The sequence below is a fragment of the Paenibacillus sp. FSL H3-0333 genome, assembly GCF_038002805.1.
Classification (GTDB): Bacteria; Bacillota; Bacilli; order Paenibacillales; family Paenibacillaceae; genus Paenibacillus_AQ; species Paenibacillus_AQ silagei.
Window position 1 is genome coordinate 1,023,108 of record NZ_JBBODG010000001.1, and the last position, 19,741, is coordinate 1,042,848.

13 protein-coding genes are annotated in these 19,741 nt (G+C 54.5%); 9 read left to right on the forward strand and 4 right to left on the reverse strand.

Going from position 1 to position 19,741, the window contains the following annotated elements; genetic code table 11:
- Positions 1-43 precede the first annotated feature (43 nt).
- Positions 44-2,413 carry a bifunctional diguanylate cyclase/phosphodiesterase gene (locus tag MHH78_RS04610; protein ID WP_341166731.1) on the reverse strand — a complete coding sequence of 790 codons (2,370 nt, stop codon included), beginning with the start codon at positions 2,411-2,413 and terminating at the stop codon, positions 44-46.
- A gap of 171 nt (positions 2,414-2,584) precedes the next feature.
- Here MHH78_RS04610 and MHH78_RS04615 point away from each other — a divergent pair, with 171 nt between their 5' ends.
- The 4 genes from MHH78_RS04615 to MHH78_RS04630 are packed head-to-tail and all read left to right on the forward strand — an operon-like array spanning position 2,585 to position 6,323.
- Positions 2,585-3,505, forward strand: coding sequence for a prenyltransferase (locus MHH78_RS04615; protein ID WP_341166732.1), 921 nt, complete (start codon positions 2,585-2,587; stop codon positions 3,503-3,505).
- Between the two features lie 48 nt (positions 3,506-3,553).
- On the forward strand, positions 3,554-4,327 hold the full coding sequence (locus MHH78_RS04620) for a DUF6081 family protein (RefSeq protein WP_341166733.1): 774 nt from the start codon (positions 3,554-3,556) through the stop codon (positions 4,325-4,327).
- A 32-nt stretch (positions 4,328-4,359) separates the two neighbouring features.
- Positions 4,360-5,313 carry a 1,4-dihydroxy-2-naphthoate polyprenyltransferase gene (locus tag MHH78_RS04625; protein ID WP_076080964.1) on the forward strand — a complete coding sequence of 318 codons (954 nt, stop codon included), beginning with the start codon at positions 4,360-4,362 and terminating at the stop codon, positions 5,311-5,313.
- A gap of 14 nt (positions 5,314-5,327) precedes the next feature.
- A complete protein-coding gene (locus tag MHH78_RS04630; protein ID WP_076080962.1) occupies positions 5,328-6,323 on the forward strand; it encodes a Gfo/Idh/MocA family protein in 996 nt (331 codons plus the stop codon).
- 110 nt (positions 6,324-6,433) lie between these two features.
- On the opposite strand, the gene MHH78_RS04635 is transcribed toward MHH78_RS04630, so the two are convergent.
- Entirely contained in the window at positions 6,434-7,804 is a 1,371-nt protein-coding gene (locus MHH78_RS04635) for a dicarboxylate/amino acid:cation symporter (RefSeq protein WP_341166734.1), read from the reverse strand.
- Between the two features lie 234 nt (positions 7,805-8,038).
- Here MHH78_RS04635 and MHH78_RS04640 point away from each other — a divergent pair, with 234 nt between their 5' ends.
- From MHH78_RS04640 to MHH78_RS04650, 3 genes are all read left to right on the forward strand, one after another.
- Positions 8,039-8,839, forward strand: coding sequence for an ABC transporter ATP-binding protein (locus tag MHH78_RS04640; protein ID WP_076080960.1), 801 nt, complete (start codon positions 8,039-8,041; stop codon positions 8,837-8,839).
- Positions 8,832-10,496: a hypothetical protein gene (locus MHH78_RS04645; protein WP_341166735.1), complete on the forward strand. Its 1,665-nt coding sequence runs from the start codon at positions 8,832-8,834 to the stop codon at positions 10,494-10,496. The genes MHH78_RS04640 and MHH78_RS04645 overlap by 8 nt, the downstream gene beginning before the upstream one ends.
- Positions 10,497-10,721: 225 nt before the next feature.
- A complete protein-coding gene (locus tag MHH78_RS04650) occupies positions 10,722-12,731 on the forward strand; it encodes a putative bifunctional diguanylate cyclase/phosphodiesterase (RefSeq protein ID WP_341166736.1) in 2,010 nt (669 codons plus the stop codon).
- Between the two features lie 100 nt (positions 12,732-12,831).
- Here MHH78_RS04650 and MHH78_RS04655 read toward each other — a convergent pair whose 3' ends face one another.
- Complete coding sequence (locus MHH78_RS04655) at positions 12,832-14,526, reverse strand: methyl-accepting chemotaxis protein (RefSeq protein ID WP_341166737.1); 1,695 nt, start codon at positions 14,524-14,526, stop codon at positions 12,832-12,834.
- 250 nt (positions 14,527-14,776) lie between these two features.
- Here MHH78_RS04655 and MHH78_RS04660 point away from each other — a divergent pair, with 250 nt between their 5' ends.
- Positions 14,777-15,208: a MarR family winged helix-turn-helix transcriptional regulator gene (locus tag MHH78_RS04660; RefSeq protein ID WP_076080951.1), complete on the forward strand. Its 432-nt coding sequence runs from the start codon at positions 14,777-14,779 to the stop codon at positions 15,206-15,208.
- Positions 15,209-15,274: 66 nt separating this feature from the next.
- Here MHH78_RS04660 and MHH78_RS04665 read toward each other — a convergent pair whose 3' ends face one another.
- On the reverse strand, positions 15,275-17,215 hold the full coding sequence (locus tag MHH78_RS04665) for an LTA synthase family protein (protein WP_341166738.1): 1,941 nt from the start codon (positions 17,213-17,215) through the stop codon (positions 15,275-15,277).
- 202 nt (positions 17,216-17,417) lie between these two features.
- On the opposite strand from MHH78_RS04665, the gene MHH78_RS04670 reads away from it, so the two are divergent.
- A complete protein-coding gene (locus MHH78_RS04670) occupies positions 17,418-19,739 on the forward strand; it encodes an ATP-dependent DNA helicase (RefSeq protein WP_341166739.1) in 2,322 nt (773 codons plus the stop codon).
- Positions 19,740-19,741: the final 2 nt, after the last annotated feature.

Consider the following 19,741-nt stretch of genomic DNA (forward strand, 5'->3'; position numbering starts at 1 on the left):
TATCATATCATATCGCCAGTAGCTTGCCTATAAAAGAAGTCTCTTAACGGCCGGTGTAATAATTACCCTGCTCCAGAAAAGAATACAGTGCCTGGGCCTGAAGCGGCCTGCTGATATAGTAGCCCTGAAGCTCGTCGCTGCCCAGCTCCCGCAGCATATCGAATTGCTCTCTATGCTCAATGCCTTCCGAGACTACGCGCAGCCCCAGATTATGGCTCAGCTCGATAATCGCCTTGACGAGCACATCGCCCTGGGCCTCCCGTGACATCTCGGAGATGAAGGAGCGGTCAATCTTGATCACATCCACCGGGAAGCGGCGCAGATAGCTGAGGGAGGAGAAGCCAGTGCCAAAATCATCCAGCGAGATCCGGAACCCGTGGGCCCGAAGCTGCTGCAGCGACAGGAAGATGCCGTCCCCGGAGACGAGCACGCTCTCCGTGATCTCCAGCTCCAGGCTGGAGGCGGGCAGCTCATATTCATCGAGCAGCTCTAAGAGCAGCTCCAGCAGGCCCGGCTGCATGAGCTGCAGCGCGGAGATATTCACTGCGGCGGTGAGCTCAAGGCCCCGGCTGCGGAAATCGCGCATATCAGAGCAGACCTGGCGCAGCACCCAGCTGCCGATGCCAACAATGGAGCCGCTGCTCTCTGCCAGCGGGATGAATTCGGCCGGGGAGACGGGGCCATAGGCTGGGCTGTGCCAGCGCAGCAGGGCCTCCACCTTGGATACCTGCAGTTGTCCCGTGTTGAGAATCGGCTGGTAGTGCAGCTCGAACTCGTTCCCGGCGGCAGCGGAGAGGAGCTGCTGGGCTAGTACCTTTTTGCGCCGGATGCCTGCTTCCAGATCCTCTGAATACTGGAAAATGTTATTGCGGCCGGTCTCCTTGACATGGAACATGGCCAGGTCTGCCTGCTTGACCAGATAATCGGCGTCTTCCCCGTTCTGCGGATAAATACTGATGCCGATGCTGGCGGTATTATATAGAAGATGCCCCTTGATCCGATGCGGCATAGAGAGGGCTTCCTGAATCCGGGAGAGCTGCCGGGCAATGCTGCCTTCATCAGGCACATCATAGAGCAGAATGGTGAATTCATCCCCGCCGAGCCGGGAGACCACGTCATGCTTGCCGACAACCTGTGTGATGCGGAAGGCGGTCTCCTTCAGGATGGCATCTCCGAAGTCATGGCCGAGGGTATCGTTCACCGTCTTGAAATGATCCAGATCAATGAAGACCAGCACGATCTGCCGGTCACTTCCCTTGACGGCGGCAATCGCTTCATTCAATTTGTCGAAAAACAGCGAGCGGTTGGGCAGACGGGTCAGCGGGTCCAGCATCGATTGCTGCCGCAGCTCATCCTGGGTCTGCTCCAGCGAATCAATCATCCGGTTGAATTCAACCTCGACTTCACTGAATTCATCCTTGCCTGAGCTGGGAATCCGGATGGAGAGATCCTTGCTGCTGCCGATCATTCGGATGTTGCGTACCAGAGTGGACATCCTTCTCAGAATGAAACGGTTCACGAAGAGGAGGCTGGCACCCAGCATTAGCAGAATGGAGATGAAATAGAACATACGGAAGGTGGAGAGCGACTTGAGCCCGCTGTTGTAGAACTGGCGCGGCTCCTTAAGGGTGAGGACCATCCCGGGATCTTCGAACAGGTCGTCCAGTATGGTGTGGATGGACATCTGCCCGCCCCGGGCGGGGCTGGTCCAGACGCGTTCCCCTCCGCTGTCCGCAAGCAGCGGGGTAGTGAGACGCGACATCTCCATTGTGGACAGGGTATCCTCCCAGATCTGTGCGATTCCATCCTGGTGCAGCATCCGTCCGGCAATGGCCGTTCCGATGACCGGCTTGTTCTTGCTGCTGTTAAGAATAGGCGTAAGGGTAATTAGCATAGTCCCTTTATCCAGATTAACGAAGCCGCTCCGGCTCTTGCCGGGAGATCCCGGCACAGGCAGACGGCTTCGGATCAGCTTGATTAACGTCAGTTGCTCCTCAGTTAGCGGGGTGACTATTCCTGCCGGAAGGTCGTAGGAGCCGCCGTACAGCGGTTGTCCGTCCAGATCAAGCAGGGCAATCATATCGAAATGATTCATTGGATAAGCAGCCGGTTCAAGGCTGCTGCGGATGAAGGCGGCAGCCGTACTGCCGGAGTCCGCAGAGCCGGTAGCCGCTACGTTCTCTATGAAGCGGTAGGTTTCATCCCGGACGGCAACATCAAGGAGTCCCGTTCTCAGGTTGTCCAGCTCTTGATGATAAGCTGCGGTAGCCTTGCTCAGGTTGCGCTTCAGCTCTGCCTCGTCCAGCTTCTCGAAGCGGTTCAGCAGAATCACATGAAGCATCAGATAGGTGGCGCCAATGCCGAGGATAGCGACAAAACTAATGAAGATGATTATTTTTTTGCGGAGTTTCATCTGATCCCCTTCATTATTTAAGATTTAATAGGAAATAAGTACCATCGGTTATAGTGTACCACGATTAGGGAATATTTTGCAGCGTAAATCTGCCCGAAGTGTCGAATTTTGATGTATAATAATTTAATGATAATAATTATCAAATAATAATAAAAGGAGATTTTTCTTGGCATGCTGGAGAAGTGGACCCTTTTTAAGAAAGCCTCACGGTTTGGAGTGATCCCCGTTATGCTCATACCGGTTGTCCTGGGAACAGCCGGGGCCTATGTATGGCAGGGAGTGTTCCATCCGTTTTTATTTGTAATAACGTTCATCGGAGCGGCTGCGGCCCATTTATTCTCCAATATGGTGAATGACCTGTGGGATTTCCGCAACGGCACGGATACAGAGGCACAGCATACACCTGGAGCCATCTCTACGAACTCCGGGTTGCTGTCCGGGGGCGTCATGCGTGAGTCGCTGTTTGCCCTGCTGACCTGGGGGCTGCTGGCCGTTGCGGCCGGGTGTGGCCTGCTGCTCAGCCTGTACAGCGGCTGGGAGATTCTGTGGTTTGTAGCCGGCGGTGCGCTGATCGCTTATTTCTATGTGGCTCCGCCGCTGCGGTTCGGATACCGGGGCAAGGGCTACAGTGAGCTTGCGATCTTCCTGGCCTTTGGACTCATGCCGGTTCTCGGCGCTTATTTCGTTCAGACCGGGGGGTTCAGCCTGAAGCCGGTGCTGTTATCGTTGCCGAGCGGCCTGCTCACAACCCTGCTGCTGTTCAATCATCACTTTCTGCACTGGAGAGCCGACCGGCAGGCCGGCAAACGCACACTGGTCGTGGTATGGGGTGAACGCAGGGCGCTGATCTTCTCGCAGGTACTGCTCTACATCTCCTATGCTTCACTGATTGTATGTGTGCTGCTTCATATCTTGCCGGTATACGCGCTGCTCGCTCTGCTGACAGCCATTGCCCCGATACGGATTTACCTCAGCCTCCAGCCGGAGAATCCTTCTGAAGCTTATCTGCCGCTTATGGGTGCCTCACAGCGCGCATCGGTACGCTGCGGGGCGGTCATGACGGCAGCCTTGCTGATCCAGGGGCTATTTTAAAATATAAGAAATGGATAGGCTACAACACTAGAGAAAGCGGGAGAATTCATGGACAAGCATCTGCCAGCGAACGAAGGTATGCCTGCAACACAGGGCAAGCAAACGGTAATTGGGGATTTCCATACCATTCTGGAGGAAGGGAAGGTCTGGCAGACGGGCGGCTTTAAGCTGCCGGACGGCTCGTTCTGGGCGTATCGTGAGCCGGAAGCAGTGGTGATTGTGCGTAATGAGTATCTGTATGTGCGGGCTCAGCTGAGCCGCCGACATGATCAGGTGCAGATTCTGGATAATGCCAAGCATATGTACTATTCGGCCCAGCCGGTAGAGATTCCGGAGGAAGGCGAAATCCGCTTCGAGCTCCAGATCCGCGCCCGCACACAGGGCACTGCACCAGGGGATCTGTATGACGGCTATGTGTCGCTGAATCTGCTGGACTTCACCACAGGCGCTGCGCTTGATTTCTTCGCCGGCAACGAGAAATACGCCAGTGTGTACGGCATCCTTCCGTTCCCCGGGGTAACCGTACCCGAGACGGGAGGGACCAAATACTTCTGTATTTTCAAGGAGGATACGGACTTCAAGCCGCGCGAATTCAACACGTACACCATCACCTACCACCGGGGCAACAATGAGGCTGTCTTCTATGTGAATGGGAATGAGGTGCGGCGCGAGCGGAATGTGCCCGTGAAATTCAACAGCTTCACCATCGCGCTGGGCATTATGACAGAGAAGGACCTGACCCCGGAAGGCAGCGTGTCGGCGCACGGACAGACGGTTATCGCTGAATGGTCGCCGGTTACCATTACAACCACTGCACAGTAACGTGCTCATATGACTGATAAGGATGAATGGCCGTGAATATAAGAACTTTCTTCAAGTTTGTCGAGCTGCCGACGAAGGTGGCCAGTATGCTCCCGCTGCTGCTGGGGACGCTGTATGCCCTGTACCGGTTCGAGGATTTCTATATCCTGCGCTTCGTGCTGATGCTGGTGTCCCTCTTAAGCTTTGATATGGCGACAACAGCGATCAACAACTATTATGATTACAAAAAGGCCGCCAAAACCCATGGCTACGGGTATGAGACCCATAATCCGATTGTCCGCTTCAAGCTGAAGGAGTCTACGGTGGTGGCGCTGATCGTCATTCTCCTTGTGCTGGCGGCAGGCGGGGGCATTGCCCTGGTGTTCCAGACCGGACTGCTGGTATTCCTGCTCGGGGGACTCTCCTTCCTGATCGGCATCCTGTACTCCTTCGGACCGATCCCCATCTCGCGGATGCCGCTCGGCGAGCTGTTCTCCGGGCTGTTCATGGGGTTCGTCATTATTTTCATCTCGGCTTATATTCATTCGGATCAGGCGGTGGTCACTCTGTTGCTGAAGGGCGAATGGATCAGCCTGCATATCAATTTCCTTGAGGTGCTGTATCTGTTCTGGTTCTCCGTCCCGGCCATTCTGGGCATTGCGGGAATTATGCTGGCGAACAATATCTGCGATATCGAGGATGATATCGAGAACCGCAGATACACGCTGCCGGTGTACATCGGACGGGAGAATGCGCTGCTGCTGTGGAAGCTGCTCTATTATGTGTCTTTTGCCGATCTGATTGTGCTGGTGCTGCTCGGGGTCCATCCGGTCCTGGTCCTGCTGCTCCTGCTGACCCTGATTCCGCTGCGCCGCAATATTGCACGCTTCTATCAGGAGCAGCATAAAGGCACGACCTTCATTCTGGCGGTGAAGAATTTCGTGCTGATGAGTGCGGCAAGAATCCTTGTGCTGGGTATAGCTGTTATATGGGTCACACTAAGATAAGGAAGGTGATAACTATGGCAGAGAAGCTTCGCTGGGGAATTATGGGCTGTGCGCAGATCGCTACAGGCTCGGTAATGCCGGCTATCCAGGAGTCTGAGACCGGGGTGATCCGGGCGGTGGCCAGCCGCGGACTCACGAAGAGCAGCAGCGTAGCCGCCGAATTCGGCATTGAGCAGGCTTACGGCAGCTATGAAGAGCTGCTTGCCGATCCGGAGGTGGATGCCGTCTACATTCCGCTTCCCAATCATCTCCACTGTGAATGGGTGATCCGCGCGGCGGAAGCGGGTAAGCATATCCTATGCGAGAAGCCGATTGCGCTCAACAGCCGTGAAGCGGCCGAGATGGTAGAGGCCTGCCGGAAGGCGGGCGTTCACCTGGCGGAGGCTTACATGTACCGGCATCATCCGCGCATCAATGAGCTGCAGGTGATTATCGCCAGCGGCGAGATCGGCGCGGTGCGTACCATCCGCGGCACGTTCACCTACAACGATGCTACGGATACCTCCAACATCCGCTTCAACGCTGCCTGGGGAGGCGGGTCGCTCTACGATGTCGGCTGCTACCCGCTCACGGCCGCGCGGCTGCTGTTCGGTACAGAGCCGGAGGCGGTAACCGTGCACGCGCTGTTCTCGCCGGAGCATGACAATGTAGATATGATGGCCTCCGGGCTGGTGGAGTTTCCCGGCGGGAAGAGCCTGATCTTCGACTGCGGGATGTGGGCGTACAACCGCCAGCTCCTGGAGGTGCTCGGTACGCAGGGGCGGATCGAGATTCCGATGCCGTTCAATGCGAGATTCGATGATGCGGAGTTCTTCGTATACGGCGGCGGAGAGCCCCGGCGTGTCGAAGCCGTCGGAGCCAATCCTTACGTCCAGCAGGCCGACCATTTCGCTACGGCAGTCTTCAGCGGCAAGCCCTGGATTGCGGAGGAGGACCCGCTGCTGAATATGAGGCTGATCGAGAGCTGCCTTACATCAGCCCGGAGGCGTGAGCGGATCAGCTTGACGTAATCATTTGTTCATTATACAAACAACGCCAAAAAGCAGCGATTCTTCCAGTCACGGAGGAATCGCTGCTTTTTGGCGTCCTTATGGCTTTTACGGAAAGGAGAGGGGCTTGCTTAGATTGGGTTCAGGAGGAGCTCATCATCCTCTTTATCCCCACGGTTGAAGGCTTCGCGGTCGAATTCGCCCTCTGAGTTCGCCACCAGCAGGGCTGTTACGGTAGTCCCGGTAGCATTAACTGCGGTGCGGCCCATATCGATAAGAGCTTCCACCCCGGCAACGATGGCTATACCCTCAAGCGGCAAGCCGAGCGCTGTCAATACAACGGTGGTAGAGATTACAGCCGGTCCAGGCACTCCCGCTACCCCAATAGAGGAGATGATGCTGACCAGCACCAGCGTGATATAGTCAGTCCCGGTAAGCTGAATCCCGTAGACCTGAGCGGTGAACACAGCCACAATGGCCGGCCATACGCCGCCGCAGCCATTGAAGTTGACGGACGCGCCGAGCGGAGCCACGAAGCTGGCAATGCGCGGTGAGACATGCAGACGTTTCGTGATGACCTCCAGATTGATCGGCAAGGTGGCGTAGCTGCTTCTGGTGGTGAAGGCCACGGTCAGCATCGGATAGATTTTGCGGAAGAAGCGGATAGGGTTCACCTTGGCAACGAGCAGCACCAGTCCGCCGAAGATCAGGACAAAGTGCAGAATCAGTGCGGCGTAAGAGGTAAGGATGACACTGCCCAGCTCCTGAAGGGTATCCCAGCCGTAGCGTGCCGTAATTCCGGCAATCAATGCGAACACGCCGTAAGGCGTCAGGCGGATGACGAATTTTACAACCTGGTGCAGCACTGTCGTCAAGGATTCAATAAGATCGCGGACAGGCTTCACAGCCTCCGGCTTTTTGGAGCCGACCTTAATAATGGCCACGGCTAGGAAGATGGCAAAAATCAGCAGAGGCACAACCTTGCCGGTAGCGGCTTCATTCACCGGGTTGGAAGGGACAAGGTCCAGGATCACCTGTGAGAAGGTGGGAATTTCACGTGCGGTGAAGTCCTCGGGAACGGTCTGCTGGATGCCTTTGCCCGGGTTGAACAGCAGAGCTACAGACAGACCGATGATGGAGGCAACACGGGTGGTGCCGAGGAACCATGCGAAGGTTTTGATTCCGATTTTGCGCAGGTATTCAAGGTTAGTTAAGGAAGAGATACTGTTCAATACCAGAATGAACACCAGCGGCACAACAAGCATACGGATCAGACTGACATAGATGCTGCCGAAGGTGCTGATGGCCTTGGTCTCCAACGTGAAATATTGAAAAAATATTCCTGCAATCAGTCCGATGCCCAGCCCTGCCAGAACACGGGTGCCGAAGCCGATTCTCTTGCGGGCCAGGAAATAAAGGATACCGAATACGATAATAGAGACCACAAAGCCATGCCAATTCGTCTCAATGGCGGTTAATAGATTGTTGTCGATATTATTCATGCTGCTCTAAAACCTCCTAATAATAGTTTTTTGGTCGGAATTATGGGTTTAAATGTATATGGTAATTTTATGAATGTCAATGTATGAATATGTTAATTTCCGTTTCCAGGTTGATGCAGAATTCCGGCTGCGATAAATCACAGGAATCAAGTGCTAAAATTTGCTAGAATAGGGTTAATGGTACTTTCTGTTGCTTGAAGGAAGAGTGTGCTTACCGAAGGGAGAGAGACGTCAATGGGCTTAACTGAAGAGCCGGTGATTTCAATTGAGGGCTTGTGGATGAATTATAGTGACCGGATGGTGCTGCGGGGGATTGATCTGAAGGTATACCGCGGGCAGATTATCGGATATATCGGACCCAATGGGGCCGGTAAAAGCACGACAGTCAAGATTATGCTCGGTCTGGTGGAGGGTTACAACGGGACCATACGGATTTTTGGCAGGGATATCTCGGACGGGGATACGGCTTACAAAAAAAGAATCGGTTACGTGCCTGAGGTAGCAGAGCTGTATGACAGCCTGACAGCGCGGGAGTATCTGACCTTCACCGGTGAGCTGTACGGACTGAAGCAGGCGGATGCCGATGACAAGGCGCGGAAGCTGATGGGGCTGCTGGGCATGGAGAAGGCCTATGATATGCGGATTGCCTCCTACTCCAAGGGGATGAAGCAGAAGGTGCTGCTGATTGCCAGCATGCTGCATGACCCGGATATTCTGTTCCTGGATGAGCCGCTCAGCGGGCTGGATGCCAATAGTGTCATGGTGGTCAAGGAGATCTTCGCCACGCTTGCCGCCAGGGGCAAGACCATCTTTTATTCCTCGCATATTATGGATGTGGTCGAGAGAATCAGCAGCCGGATCATCCTGCTGGACGGAGGCGATATTGTAGCGGACGGAACCTTCACGCAGCTGCGGGAGCAGAGCCGGGAGGGGTCGCTGGAGGAGATTTTCAATCAGCTGACCGGGTTCGATCAATACAGGGATATTGCAAGCGAGTTCGTGGCTGTGATAGGCGAGGGTGCGGGGCATGAATGAATTCCTGATTCTGAAGCTGCTTGACCGGATACAGTGGATCTTTAAGGGCCTGGGAGCCGATTATGCGCTCATGCGCCGTATTCTTCAGGTCAAGCTGACGATGGATGGCAGACGGACACCTACCCTGTTCTCCGGGTCGCACAATTCCAAGCTGGAGATGGAGGGCTCCCCCTTCAGAGTCCAGTGGCTCTATCTGCTGCTGGGGCTGATGCTGATCGCTATGGTTGCGCCTAGAGACCACCATATCCTGATGATGAGTCTGCTGTTCAGTATCGTGATGTTCCTGATCACCACGACGCTGATCTCCGACTTCTCGACGGTGATGCTGGATTTGCGTGACAAGAACATCCTCTTCTCCAAGCCGGTGGACCGCCGTACACTGAACATGGCCAAGAGCTTACATATTCTGATCTATCTGCTGACCTTAACGCTGACTTTCACCGGACCTTCGCTGTTATTCTCTTTATTCCGGCACGGGCCGGGCTTCTTCTTCGTGTACGCAGCTGAGATTCTGCTGATGGACGGCTTCATTCTGGTGTTCACTGCGTTAATCTATCTGCTGATCCTGAGGTTCTTTGACGGGGAAAAGCTCAAGGACATCATCAACTACGTTCAGATTATCCTGTCTGTGGGGGTAACTGTCGGCGCGCAGCTGGTTAGCCGGATGTTCAATCTATCGGAGCTGGGGTTGGATTTCACTCCCGCCTGGTGGCATTTTCTGCTGGCTCCGGTCTGGTTCGGGGCGCCGTTCGAGCTGCTGAGCGGCGGAACAGGAAGCCGGTCCGTGGTTATTCTGACAGCGCTCTCTGTGGTGGTGCCTGCCGTGATGTTCGCCGCCTACATCCGGCTGATGCCGGTATTTGAACGCAGCCTTCAGAAGCTGGCTGAGCATGGCGCAGAGGGCCGGGATAGCGGGCGGCTTGCCCGTGTGCTGTCGGAGACTGTGTGCCGGAACAAAGCGGAGGCCATGTTCTTCCGCTTCACCTGGTCGATGATGAAGAATGAACGCGAGTTCAAGCTCCGGGTATATCCGACCATCGGCTTCTCGCTGATCTTTCCCTTTATCTTCATCTTCAATCAGGTGTGGAGCGGCGATCTGGCCGGGATCAGAAGCTCCAAGTCCTTCCTGTTTATCTATTACAGCGCGCTGCTGCTGATGACAGTCGTGCAGATGGTCCGTTACTCGGCCAGCTATAAGGGGGCATGGATCTATCAGGTGATTCCTTTGCCGGGCAAGGGGCTGGTCTACCGGGGAATGCTGAAGGCAGCGGTCGTGAAGCTGCTGGTGCCGCTCTTTCTGCTGGAGGCGGCAGTGTTCACCGCTCTCTTGGGCTCCTGGATTATTGCAGATATGGCAGTCGTCCTGCTGGCTCTGCTGCTGTATGCCGTGATTTGCTTCCTTACGTTCCCGAAGGTGCTCCCGTTCTCGGAGAAGTACGAGGCGGCGCAGCGGAAGGAATTCACCGGCAGTGCTTTTGTACAATTGTTCATTCTTGGGGGGCTGGCCGGAGTGCACTATGTCTTCACCCTGATTCCTGCAGGAATATACATCTACATGGTAATTCTGGTAGCTGCAAATGCCTGGATCTGGCGCAGGGCCTTCCTGCCGGACACCTCCCGGGACAACGGATTTCCAACCCTTCGCGCAGGCGGCTGAGGACAAATATGGACAATTTTTGCCGGCGTTCAAAAAAGGGTCCAAGTTCCATTATTTACTTAGACAGCCCGGTAATTACAAGGTAAAATACAGCTAAAGTTAGTTTTCAGAGAATACCTGCAATCATTATATACTCTTCCATTTATCCGCTATCCGTATATTGATTTATAACTTAAGATAGACCCTGAAACGACGCTGATACTATAACCAGTGAAGAGGTCAACTATGGATCAAATGGGAATCCACTATAATATCTGGATCGTTTTACTATCCTATACGCTAGCTGCCGCAGCAGCGTACTCCGCGCTTAATCTGATTTCACAGGTTTCCCATTCCGCGGGCCGGGTCAGACGTCTCTGGCTGCTCTCAGGTGCCTGTGTCCTTGGCGGCGGGATCTGGGCCATGCATTTTGTCGGCATTATGGCCAGCCGCCTGCCGTTCAAGGTCAGCTACCATCCGGTGATGGCTGCCGTGTCCCTGCTTATTATTATGTCCTCCTGCTATGCAACCCTTCAGCTGGTTACGGCTCCCCGCCAGAGAAGCTGGCGGCTTCTTGCGGGCGCCGGTATACTCGGCAGCGGCATCTCGTTCATGCATTATGCCGGAATGTCCTCGATGGAGATGGAGGCCAAGATTCATTACAGGGCAATGGATCAGGCTGTATCGGTACTGATTGCCCTTGCTGCTTCCTACATCGGAGTTCTAATGTTCCGCAGATTCAAGGATCATACAGGCTTCAACCGCTGGAAGCTGTATTCGGCTCTATTCATCGCCCTGGCGGTTACGGGTATGCATTATACGAGTCTGAGAGCAAGCGACCTGCATAGTTACAGCTGGCAGGCGCCCGCCCCGATGCTGATGGAGACCGATGTGGTTCTGCTGACAGGGATTTCACTGGTTACCCTGTTCGTGCTGGCAGTCTCCGGCGGGACTGTTTTTCTGGACAGGGATGTATTGGAGCGCATGGCCTATCATGACCCGCTCACCGAGCTGCCGAACCGGCATGGTCTGGAGCGCTACTTCAAGGATGATTTCTTCGGCGGGATCTCCGGCGCCGTGTTTTTTGTTGACCTGGACCGCTTCAAATCGATTAATGATACGCTGGGCCATGATATTGGAGACTTGCTGCTGTGTGAAGTGTCTGCCAGGCTGACCTGCTGCGTGGGCGGGAAGGGGAAGGTGTTCCGGCTTGGCGGGGATGAATTCCTGATTGCGCTGCCGGATTGCACCGCCGTGGCGGCGGAGGGAGTAGCACAGCATATCCTTCAGGAGCTCAAGAAGTCTTACAGCATTGAAGGTAACGAATTGTACGTAACTGCGAGTGTGGGAATCAGCATGACTCCGGCGCACGGCACCGACCGTTCGGCGCTAATGAAGGCAGCCGATACAGCGCTCTATACCTCCAAGGATTCGGGCAAGAATAAATTCAGTGTGTTCGATCTGGAGATGAACCGTCATCAGGTCCGGCGGATGTCACTGGAGAAGGATCTGCGCAAGGCGCTGGCCCGCTCGGAATTCATGGTGGTCTACCAGCCCAAATGGGATTCGCTGCTGAATGTCACCGTGGGGCTTGAAGCGCTGCTGCGCTGGAGACATCCGGAGCATGGCGTCATCTCTCCGGGAGAGTTCATTCCGATCGCCGAGGAGACCGGCCTGATTGTCCCTATTACATACTGGATGCTGCATGAGGTGTGCGGACAGAATATGCTCTGGCATCAGGCGAAGGTTGCCAGTGTAGCGGTCTCGATTAATATGTCGGCGCGGATGTTTGAAGGCGGAAGCCTGTATGAGGTAGTGGAAGAGGCGTTGTCGCGTTCGGGCCTTGCGCCGCATTTCCTTGAACTGGAGATTACCGAGTCGATTGCGATGAACAATATGGAAGAGACGGTTGCCCAGCTCTCCAAGCTGCGGGATCTCGGTGTGCGGGTGTCCCTGGATGATTTCGGAACCGGTTTCTCTTCGCTTGGCAATCTGGATGAGATTCCAGTGAATACCCTGAAGATTGATCAGGTCTTCATCCGCAAGAGCAAGATGCATTCCAAGAAAGCGATCATCAGCAACATCATTGCCATTGCCAGCAATCTGAACATGGAGGTTGTGGCTGAGGGCGTGGAGACTACGGAGCAGATTGAACTGCTGCAATCGCTGGGCTGCAGCGTGATGCAGGGCTACTATTACGGCCGTCCGATGCCGGTTAACGAATTAGGCCAATGGTTCATTGAGAATACGGCATAATGCTCCTGGTTGCTCTTGCACCAAAAGGCTGTCCTGGAAGTGGAGGGTTATTCCACATCAGGGCAGCCTTTTTCATAAATATAATATATAAAGCTCCGGTCTAGATTTTGAAATTCTCGACCAATACCTGCAGCTTCTCTGCCAGGGAGGAGAGGAATGCGGCGGAGGATTCGACCTCCTGCATGGCGGCAAGCTGCTCTTGAGACGAGGCGGACAAGGTCTCGGCGCCCTCGGCCGTCTGATTGGAGACCGCTACGATCTTCTGGATCGAAGCGACAAGTCCGTCAGAGAGCAGGGCCAGTTCACGCACGGTGGCTGAGATCTGCTGGCTATGTGCAGACATATCGGAGACGGACGACTCAATCTCGGAGAAGGAATGGCCGGCCGCTATAATCATTTCTTTGCCGTGATGCATTTCTTCCGTGGAGTGCCTCATGGTCTCTCCGGCCTTGTCCATCTGCTGGACAATCAGACTGACCAGCTCACCGATCTGGCGGGCAGATCCGGCAGATCGCTCGGCCAGCTTACGTACTGAGCCTGCCACAACAGCGAAGCCGCGGCCCTCTTCTCCGGCCCGTGCGGCTTCAATTGCCGCATTGAGGGATAACAGGTTCGTCTCCTCGGCAATACTGGCAATGGTGCCGACAATATTCTCAATCTCTTTGGAATGGCTGCCCAGCGTCTCAATAATGCCGGAGAGATCCGAGATGCTCGCACCTACAATGGCCATCTGGGAGGTGGTCGAGTCCATAGATTCCCGGCCTGTCCGGGCCTTCTGGGAGTTGATGGCTGCCTGGTTCATTGCGCTGTCCGCATTGCCTGCAATTTCAGTAATGAAATGCGACATATCCTGTACGGCCTTGAAGCTGCCCTCCAGATTCTGCAGCTGGGTATGCGCCCCGTCGGCGAGATCCAGGGTGACATTAACACTGTGCTCTCCGGCACGGTTGGTCTCCTGGGCACTGGCGGACAGCTCCTGGGAAGAGGAGGCAACCAGCATGGACGTATCATTGACCTGTGTAATCAGGTTGCGCAGATTCAGAGTCATCGCATTGAAGTCGCGGGCAAGATCGCCGATCTCGTCCTTGGCTGTGAAGAGCAGCGGTTCCCGGGTCAGATCGCCTTGGGCTACCGTGTTCACGGATGCGGACAGCTTGGTAAGAGGGCTGACCATCCGGCGGATCAGCAGATAAGCGGCGAGAATCGCAATAATCAGAATGGAGCTGCCGATCAGGAAGGGCTGGGTGATGATATCCATGGTCCGGGATTGAATTAAGGGGCCGTCGAAGTTAATCGCCATTAATGCAATGATGGGTTTGGTAGGGTCATGGTCCTGATAGATGGGGCCGTAGCCGGTTTTGAGGGAGGTGCCCTGATATGTATACACCTTCGAGTAGGCGGAGTGCTTCATCGTGGTAATCATTTCTTTATCTTCATCTGCGAAGTAGAAGGGGTCTCCAGCTTTGTAGCCGCGTTGTTTGAAGTTCTTGTCAGCGGCCAGCACCTTGCCGTCCAGTGATAGAATGAAGGCTTCTTTGAAAATAGGCTTGTGATCACTGATCCATCCGATGCGGTCTTCGATCGCAGTCAGCTTGCTGGTATCGCCGGCAGCCAGAGCGGTTATGTCGGCAGGATCGATAAGACCGGTAGTGATATTGGCGCAGCCTACCAATTCAATGCCGGCAGCTTCATCGATCTGCTTGTAAGCCGCATGATAACCGAAGAAGCCTATGGATGAACCAACCAGCAGCAATACGATCAGCATCATCCATGTTAATTTTGTTGCCAATTTCATAACAAATATCACCAGCCCTGACTCTAAAAGATTAAGTGAATTATGGGGTTCACTGCTACGATTATAGCGCATGCGCTGCGGTTTGAGCATACGTCAAAAAAAAGAATTTTTGTGTCGGAAAATGATGGATTATGTATAAAAAATCATTGAAAATAGACGCTTAATCCTATCTTAAATTCAAAAAATATTGTATGCCGGACCGGTATAATGGTACGCTTGAAGCAGAACAAACGGACTGGGAGCTGAAGGAATGTCGCAAGAAATCAATCCTTTGATCGAACGTGTGGGATTATCCATGTGGAAGGTTCAGCGCAGAATCATGTCGCAGATGTCATTTCATAAGGAATTGGGCTTGACTGTGCCGCAATTCGGGCTGCTGCATATGATCTTTCAGGAGCAGCAGGCACGGGTGATTCAGCTGGCGGACAAGATGGAGGTGAAGTCCAGTGCAGTCACCGTCATGCTGGACCGGCTGGAGCTGCTGGAGCTGATCGCCCGCGTGACGGACGAGAATGACCGCAGAGCGGTAATCGTTACGATTACCGGCAAGGGACAAGAGGTGCTGGAAGAAGCACAGCGCCGGTCACTGCTGCTGCTGGAAGAGCATTTGGCCATTCTGGAGCCGGCAGAGCTGGAGAACTTCGCGGATTATTATCTCATGCTGGAGAATCAGGAGCGTTAACATAAGCATCACAAAGAGGCAGCGCTTCTCCCGTTACGGAGAGGCGCTGCCTCTTGTCTAGTCTGGCTATTCTGCGGCAGGATCTTTGTCCGGCAGTTGCGTGACGTAGCTGTCAGACAGCTGGCGCAGCCGCAGAGCGCGGTTGTATTCATCCTCGTTGCCGGCCGGAGCAGTACCTCCGGTCGCCAGCGGATATTGGGTATTATCCTCGAAGCTGTTGCCCGGAATCAGCAGGGCAGAGCTGGAAATGAAGGAGCCGGTAGGCAGGTAATACCGCTGCGGCAGCAGATTGTAGGACTGGCTGAGCAAATCCTGGCCGAAATGAATGTTGTGATCCATGGATACCCCCAGCAGGCTGGCAGCTGTAGGCATAATATCGACTTCTCCGCCTACCTGTGCAAGCTTCTGCGGAGCAATTCCTTCGCCATGGATAAGCAGCGGGATGTTGAGCATATTGGCGTAGCTGTAATCATACCCGTAGATTTCCTTCATTAACTGCTTGTCGTCATGATCCAGCGAATAGATCGGCAGTCCCATATGGTCGCCGTAGACCATAACCAGACTGTTGTCCCATAATCCGCTCGCCTTCAGTTCATCTACAAACTGTCCGAAGGCAAAGTCCGCATAGTTCTGGGACCGGACATAATCGCCGACAAAGGTTCCTTCATACCGCTCAGGAAGCTTCATCTTGTGCTTTTCTTCAGGAATAGTGAACGGGTGATGCGCCGACATGGAGATGACTTGGGCATAGAACGGCTGGCCCGCATCGCTCATTTCCTTCAGCTTCTCCGAGGATTTGCGGTAGAGCACCTCATCGGAAGCGCCGAAGAAGAAGGCATCCTCGTCACCGAAGAACTGGTGATCGTAATACTTCTGCCAGCCGAGGGCCTTGTATAGCTCGCCCCGGTTCCAGAATTCCACTACATTGGTGTGGAACGTGGCCGTCTGATAGCCGTTGTCTCCCAGCAGACGGGGGAGACTCGGCAGCTGCTTGTCGATATAAGACATGGTAGCCGCACCCTGCGGAGGAATATAGAAGGACGAATTGACCACGAATTCCGCATCGGAGGTGTTGCCCTGGCCGACCATCTGATAGAAGTTCGTGAAGTACAGGCTCTCCTCCATCAGGCGGTTCAGGTTAGGGGTAATCTCCTGACCGTCTATCTTCAGACCAAGCAGGAAGTTCTGGAAGGACTCCAGCTGGATCACAATCAGATTCTTGCCCTTGGCGGCACCGGCATAAGCCGAGACTGCTGAAGGGTCGATGCCCTTGAGCTGGTTAATCGTGCTCTGTGTGATTTCACTGGCCTGGACCAGCTCGGTTTTATCTTTGGCAAAGATCGTGTATGCTTCATAATTAAGGATGCCCATTTCCTGGGCCTTCTTGATCTCATTCATGCTCGCCTTATTCGGAAGAATATTGAACAGGCAGAGTCCGAGCGAGACCGCGAACAGTACGACATGCAGCGTCCGGCCACTGCGCCGGTTGATCTGGTCTTTTTTATAATTGCGTCCGTTCTTATTAATGAAGAAGTAGAAGCCCAGCACGATAATATCGGTGAAGATCAGCAGATAATAAGGGTCCATCAATGAGAACACGCTGTTCTTGACGGCAGTGACCTGGTTCACCTGCTCGGCGGCATGGTAAGTGACAATGACCCCGTAATATTTGAAGTACATAATGGCGGCAAAAAAGATCGCGGTAACCAGCAGATTGACCGTCATGTAATAGCCGAGCTTCCGTCTGGAAGCAAAGCGCTCAATCAGGAAAAATAGGGCCCAGACAAAGGGCAGCTCCGTCAATACGGATTTCCAGAATTGCAAATCATCAAAGATTACACCCCAGGCCAGCAGGCTTTTGAACAGAAAAAGAATGGAAAAGAACACAAATGGCTTAAGGAGCCAGCGTTTCACAGTTTGGGATGACACAGCTTCGCCTTCTTTCTGAAGAATGAACAGGTTTCCCGGGTGATAGGAAACAGCAGCATGAGGACATAAGAATACCATTATCAATAGAACTTATTATGCAGTGCCAGGGAAGGAATGTCAAAAATCAGAAGCGGCCGTATACTTCCTGGAGCGCGCATAAACTACGGCTAGAACGAACCTGGCGCAGGCCACTCCCTCAGGCGGGGGAATATCGGCGTTAAACGAAGAATATGAGCCTTACGCAGTGAAAGCTGGCGGAAATTATTGGAGGTGGGGACGGATGGAGCATACAGAAATCACACTGTCCGTGAGGGCGCTTGTGGAATTTGCCTACAGCAGCGGCAGTCTGGAGCCGGGCTTCCGCAGCGGAACCGCCATGGCGGAGGGGACGCGCAGCCATCAGCTGATCCAGAAGCAATATAAGGAAGGGGACCGCAAGGAGGTCTATTTGAAGACCGGAATTGCTTACGGAGAGCTGCTGTTCCAGATTGACGGGCGCTGCGACGGCCTGCTTACGGCAGAGGATGGAAGCCTGACAGTGGAGGAGATCAAGTCCATGGCCGGAATCCCGGATCCTGCGCTTGAAGGGAAGGAGGTACACTGGGCCCAGGCTTATATGTACGCTTACATGCTGGCAACGGATCTTGAGCTTCCCTACATTCAGGTGAAGCTCACCTATGTGCAGCGGGGAAGCGAGGCACAGTATAGTCTCTACCGGGAGATGTCCCGTGAAGCGCTGACGGCCTTTGCGCTTGAGACAGTAAGCAGGTATGCACCGTATGCCGAAATGATGGTCCGTTACAAGGCGAAGAGAGGGGAGAGCATCACGAACCTATCTTTTCCGTTCTCGGCTTACCGGCCCGGCCAGCGCCATTTCGCAGCCGCAGTCTACACCTCCATTGCTGAGGGGGCGAACCTCTTCGCCCAGGCACCGACTGGCATCGGCAAAACCATGTCCACCCTGTTCCCGGCGGTCAAAGCGCTGGGCGAAGGTAAGGCGGCCGGTATCTTCTATCTGACCGCCAAGACCGTTACACGGATCGCGGCGCAGGAGGCAGCCACGATGCTGAACCGCCGGGGGCTGCATCTGCATGTCATTGCGCTGACGGCGAAGGAGAAGGCCTGCTTCCGGGAGGAAGGCATCTGCGGCACGGATTCCTGCGCGTATGCGGAGGGCTATTATGACCGGATCAACGGCGCGCTGATTGATATGCTGGAGCATGAGACACTGATGACCCGGGAGACGATCGCCGGCTATGCCCGTAAGCATCAGGTCTGCCCGTTTGAATTCTCGCTGGATGCCGCCTATGCCTGCGATGTTGTTATCTGCGATTACAATTATATCTACGACCCGCGCATCAGTCTGAAGCGCATGTCTGAGGAGCGTAAGAAGAACACCGTGCTGCTGGTGGATGAAGCGCATAATCTGGTGGACCGGGGCCGGGAGATGTATTCGGCTTCGCTTACCAAGGCACCCTTCCTGGCGCTCAGCCGGACCTACAAAACGGCGAATCCCCGGCTCGGCACTGCCGCCAAAGCGGTGAACGCTTTCTTCATTGCCCTGCGTAAGATCTGCGGTGATAAGGGTGCGGGAGAGTGGGCGGCCTATCCGGAGGAGCTGCCGGAGCTGCTGGAGAACTTCGCAGCCGAAGCGGAGCTGGAGCTGGAGCTGCTGAATTCCTCTTCCCTGGTAGGCTCTGTGCAGGCGGAGGAGGACAGGGCGGATAGCCTGCTGGATACCTATTACGCAGTACAGGGGATGCTTCGCACCTTCAAAACCTACGATGAACGCTACATTACCTATGCCGAGGTGCGCAGCGGAGATGTGTATCTGAAGCTGTTCAATCTCGATCCGTCGCATTTGCTGCAGCAAATGGGCAAGAGCTTTCGCAGCCAGATTCTGTTCTCTGCGACCCTCTCGCCGCTCTCGTACTACAGGGACATGATCGGTGCAGGCGAGGAAGACTACAGTCTGAGCCTGGCCTCACCTTTTCACAAAGAGCAGTGGCAGGTGTCTGTCCTGCCGGTATCCACCCGGTTTCATGACCGGGAGGCTTCCTTGCAGCCGCTGAGTAATGCTCTTAGAGGCATGGTCTCGAAGAAGGGCAACTACTTGGTCTTCTTTCCCTCTTATCTGTACTTGAGGAATGTCTATGAGGTGTTCACTGAGAAGTACCCTGAAGTCCCTACGCTGCTGCAGGGCAGCGGGATGAGCGAGCCGGAGCGGGAGAGCTTCCTGGCGGCCTTCCGCCCGGATAACCCGGAGCCGCTGCTTGGCTTTGCCGTGCTGGGCGGTATTTTCTCCGAAGGGGTGGATCTGCCCGGCGACCGGTTAAACGGGGTAATGGTGGTGGGGGTCGGACTCCCGCAGGTGGGTCTGGAGCGCAATCTGCTCCGGAGCTATTTCCAGTCACAGGGCAAGAACGGCTTCGATTATGCTTATATCTACCCTGGCATGTGCAAGGTGCAGCAGGCTGGAGGACGGCTGATCCGCAGTGAGAGCGACAGCGGGGTCATTGTGCTCGCAGACGACCGCTTCATGCAGCCTTCCTACCGGCAGCTGCTTCCAGAGGAGTGGCGGGACTACTCTGTTATGACCTAAGC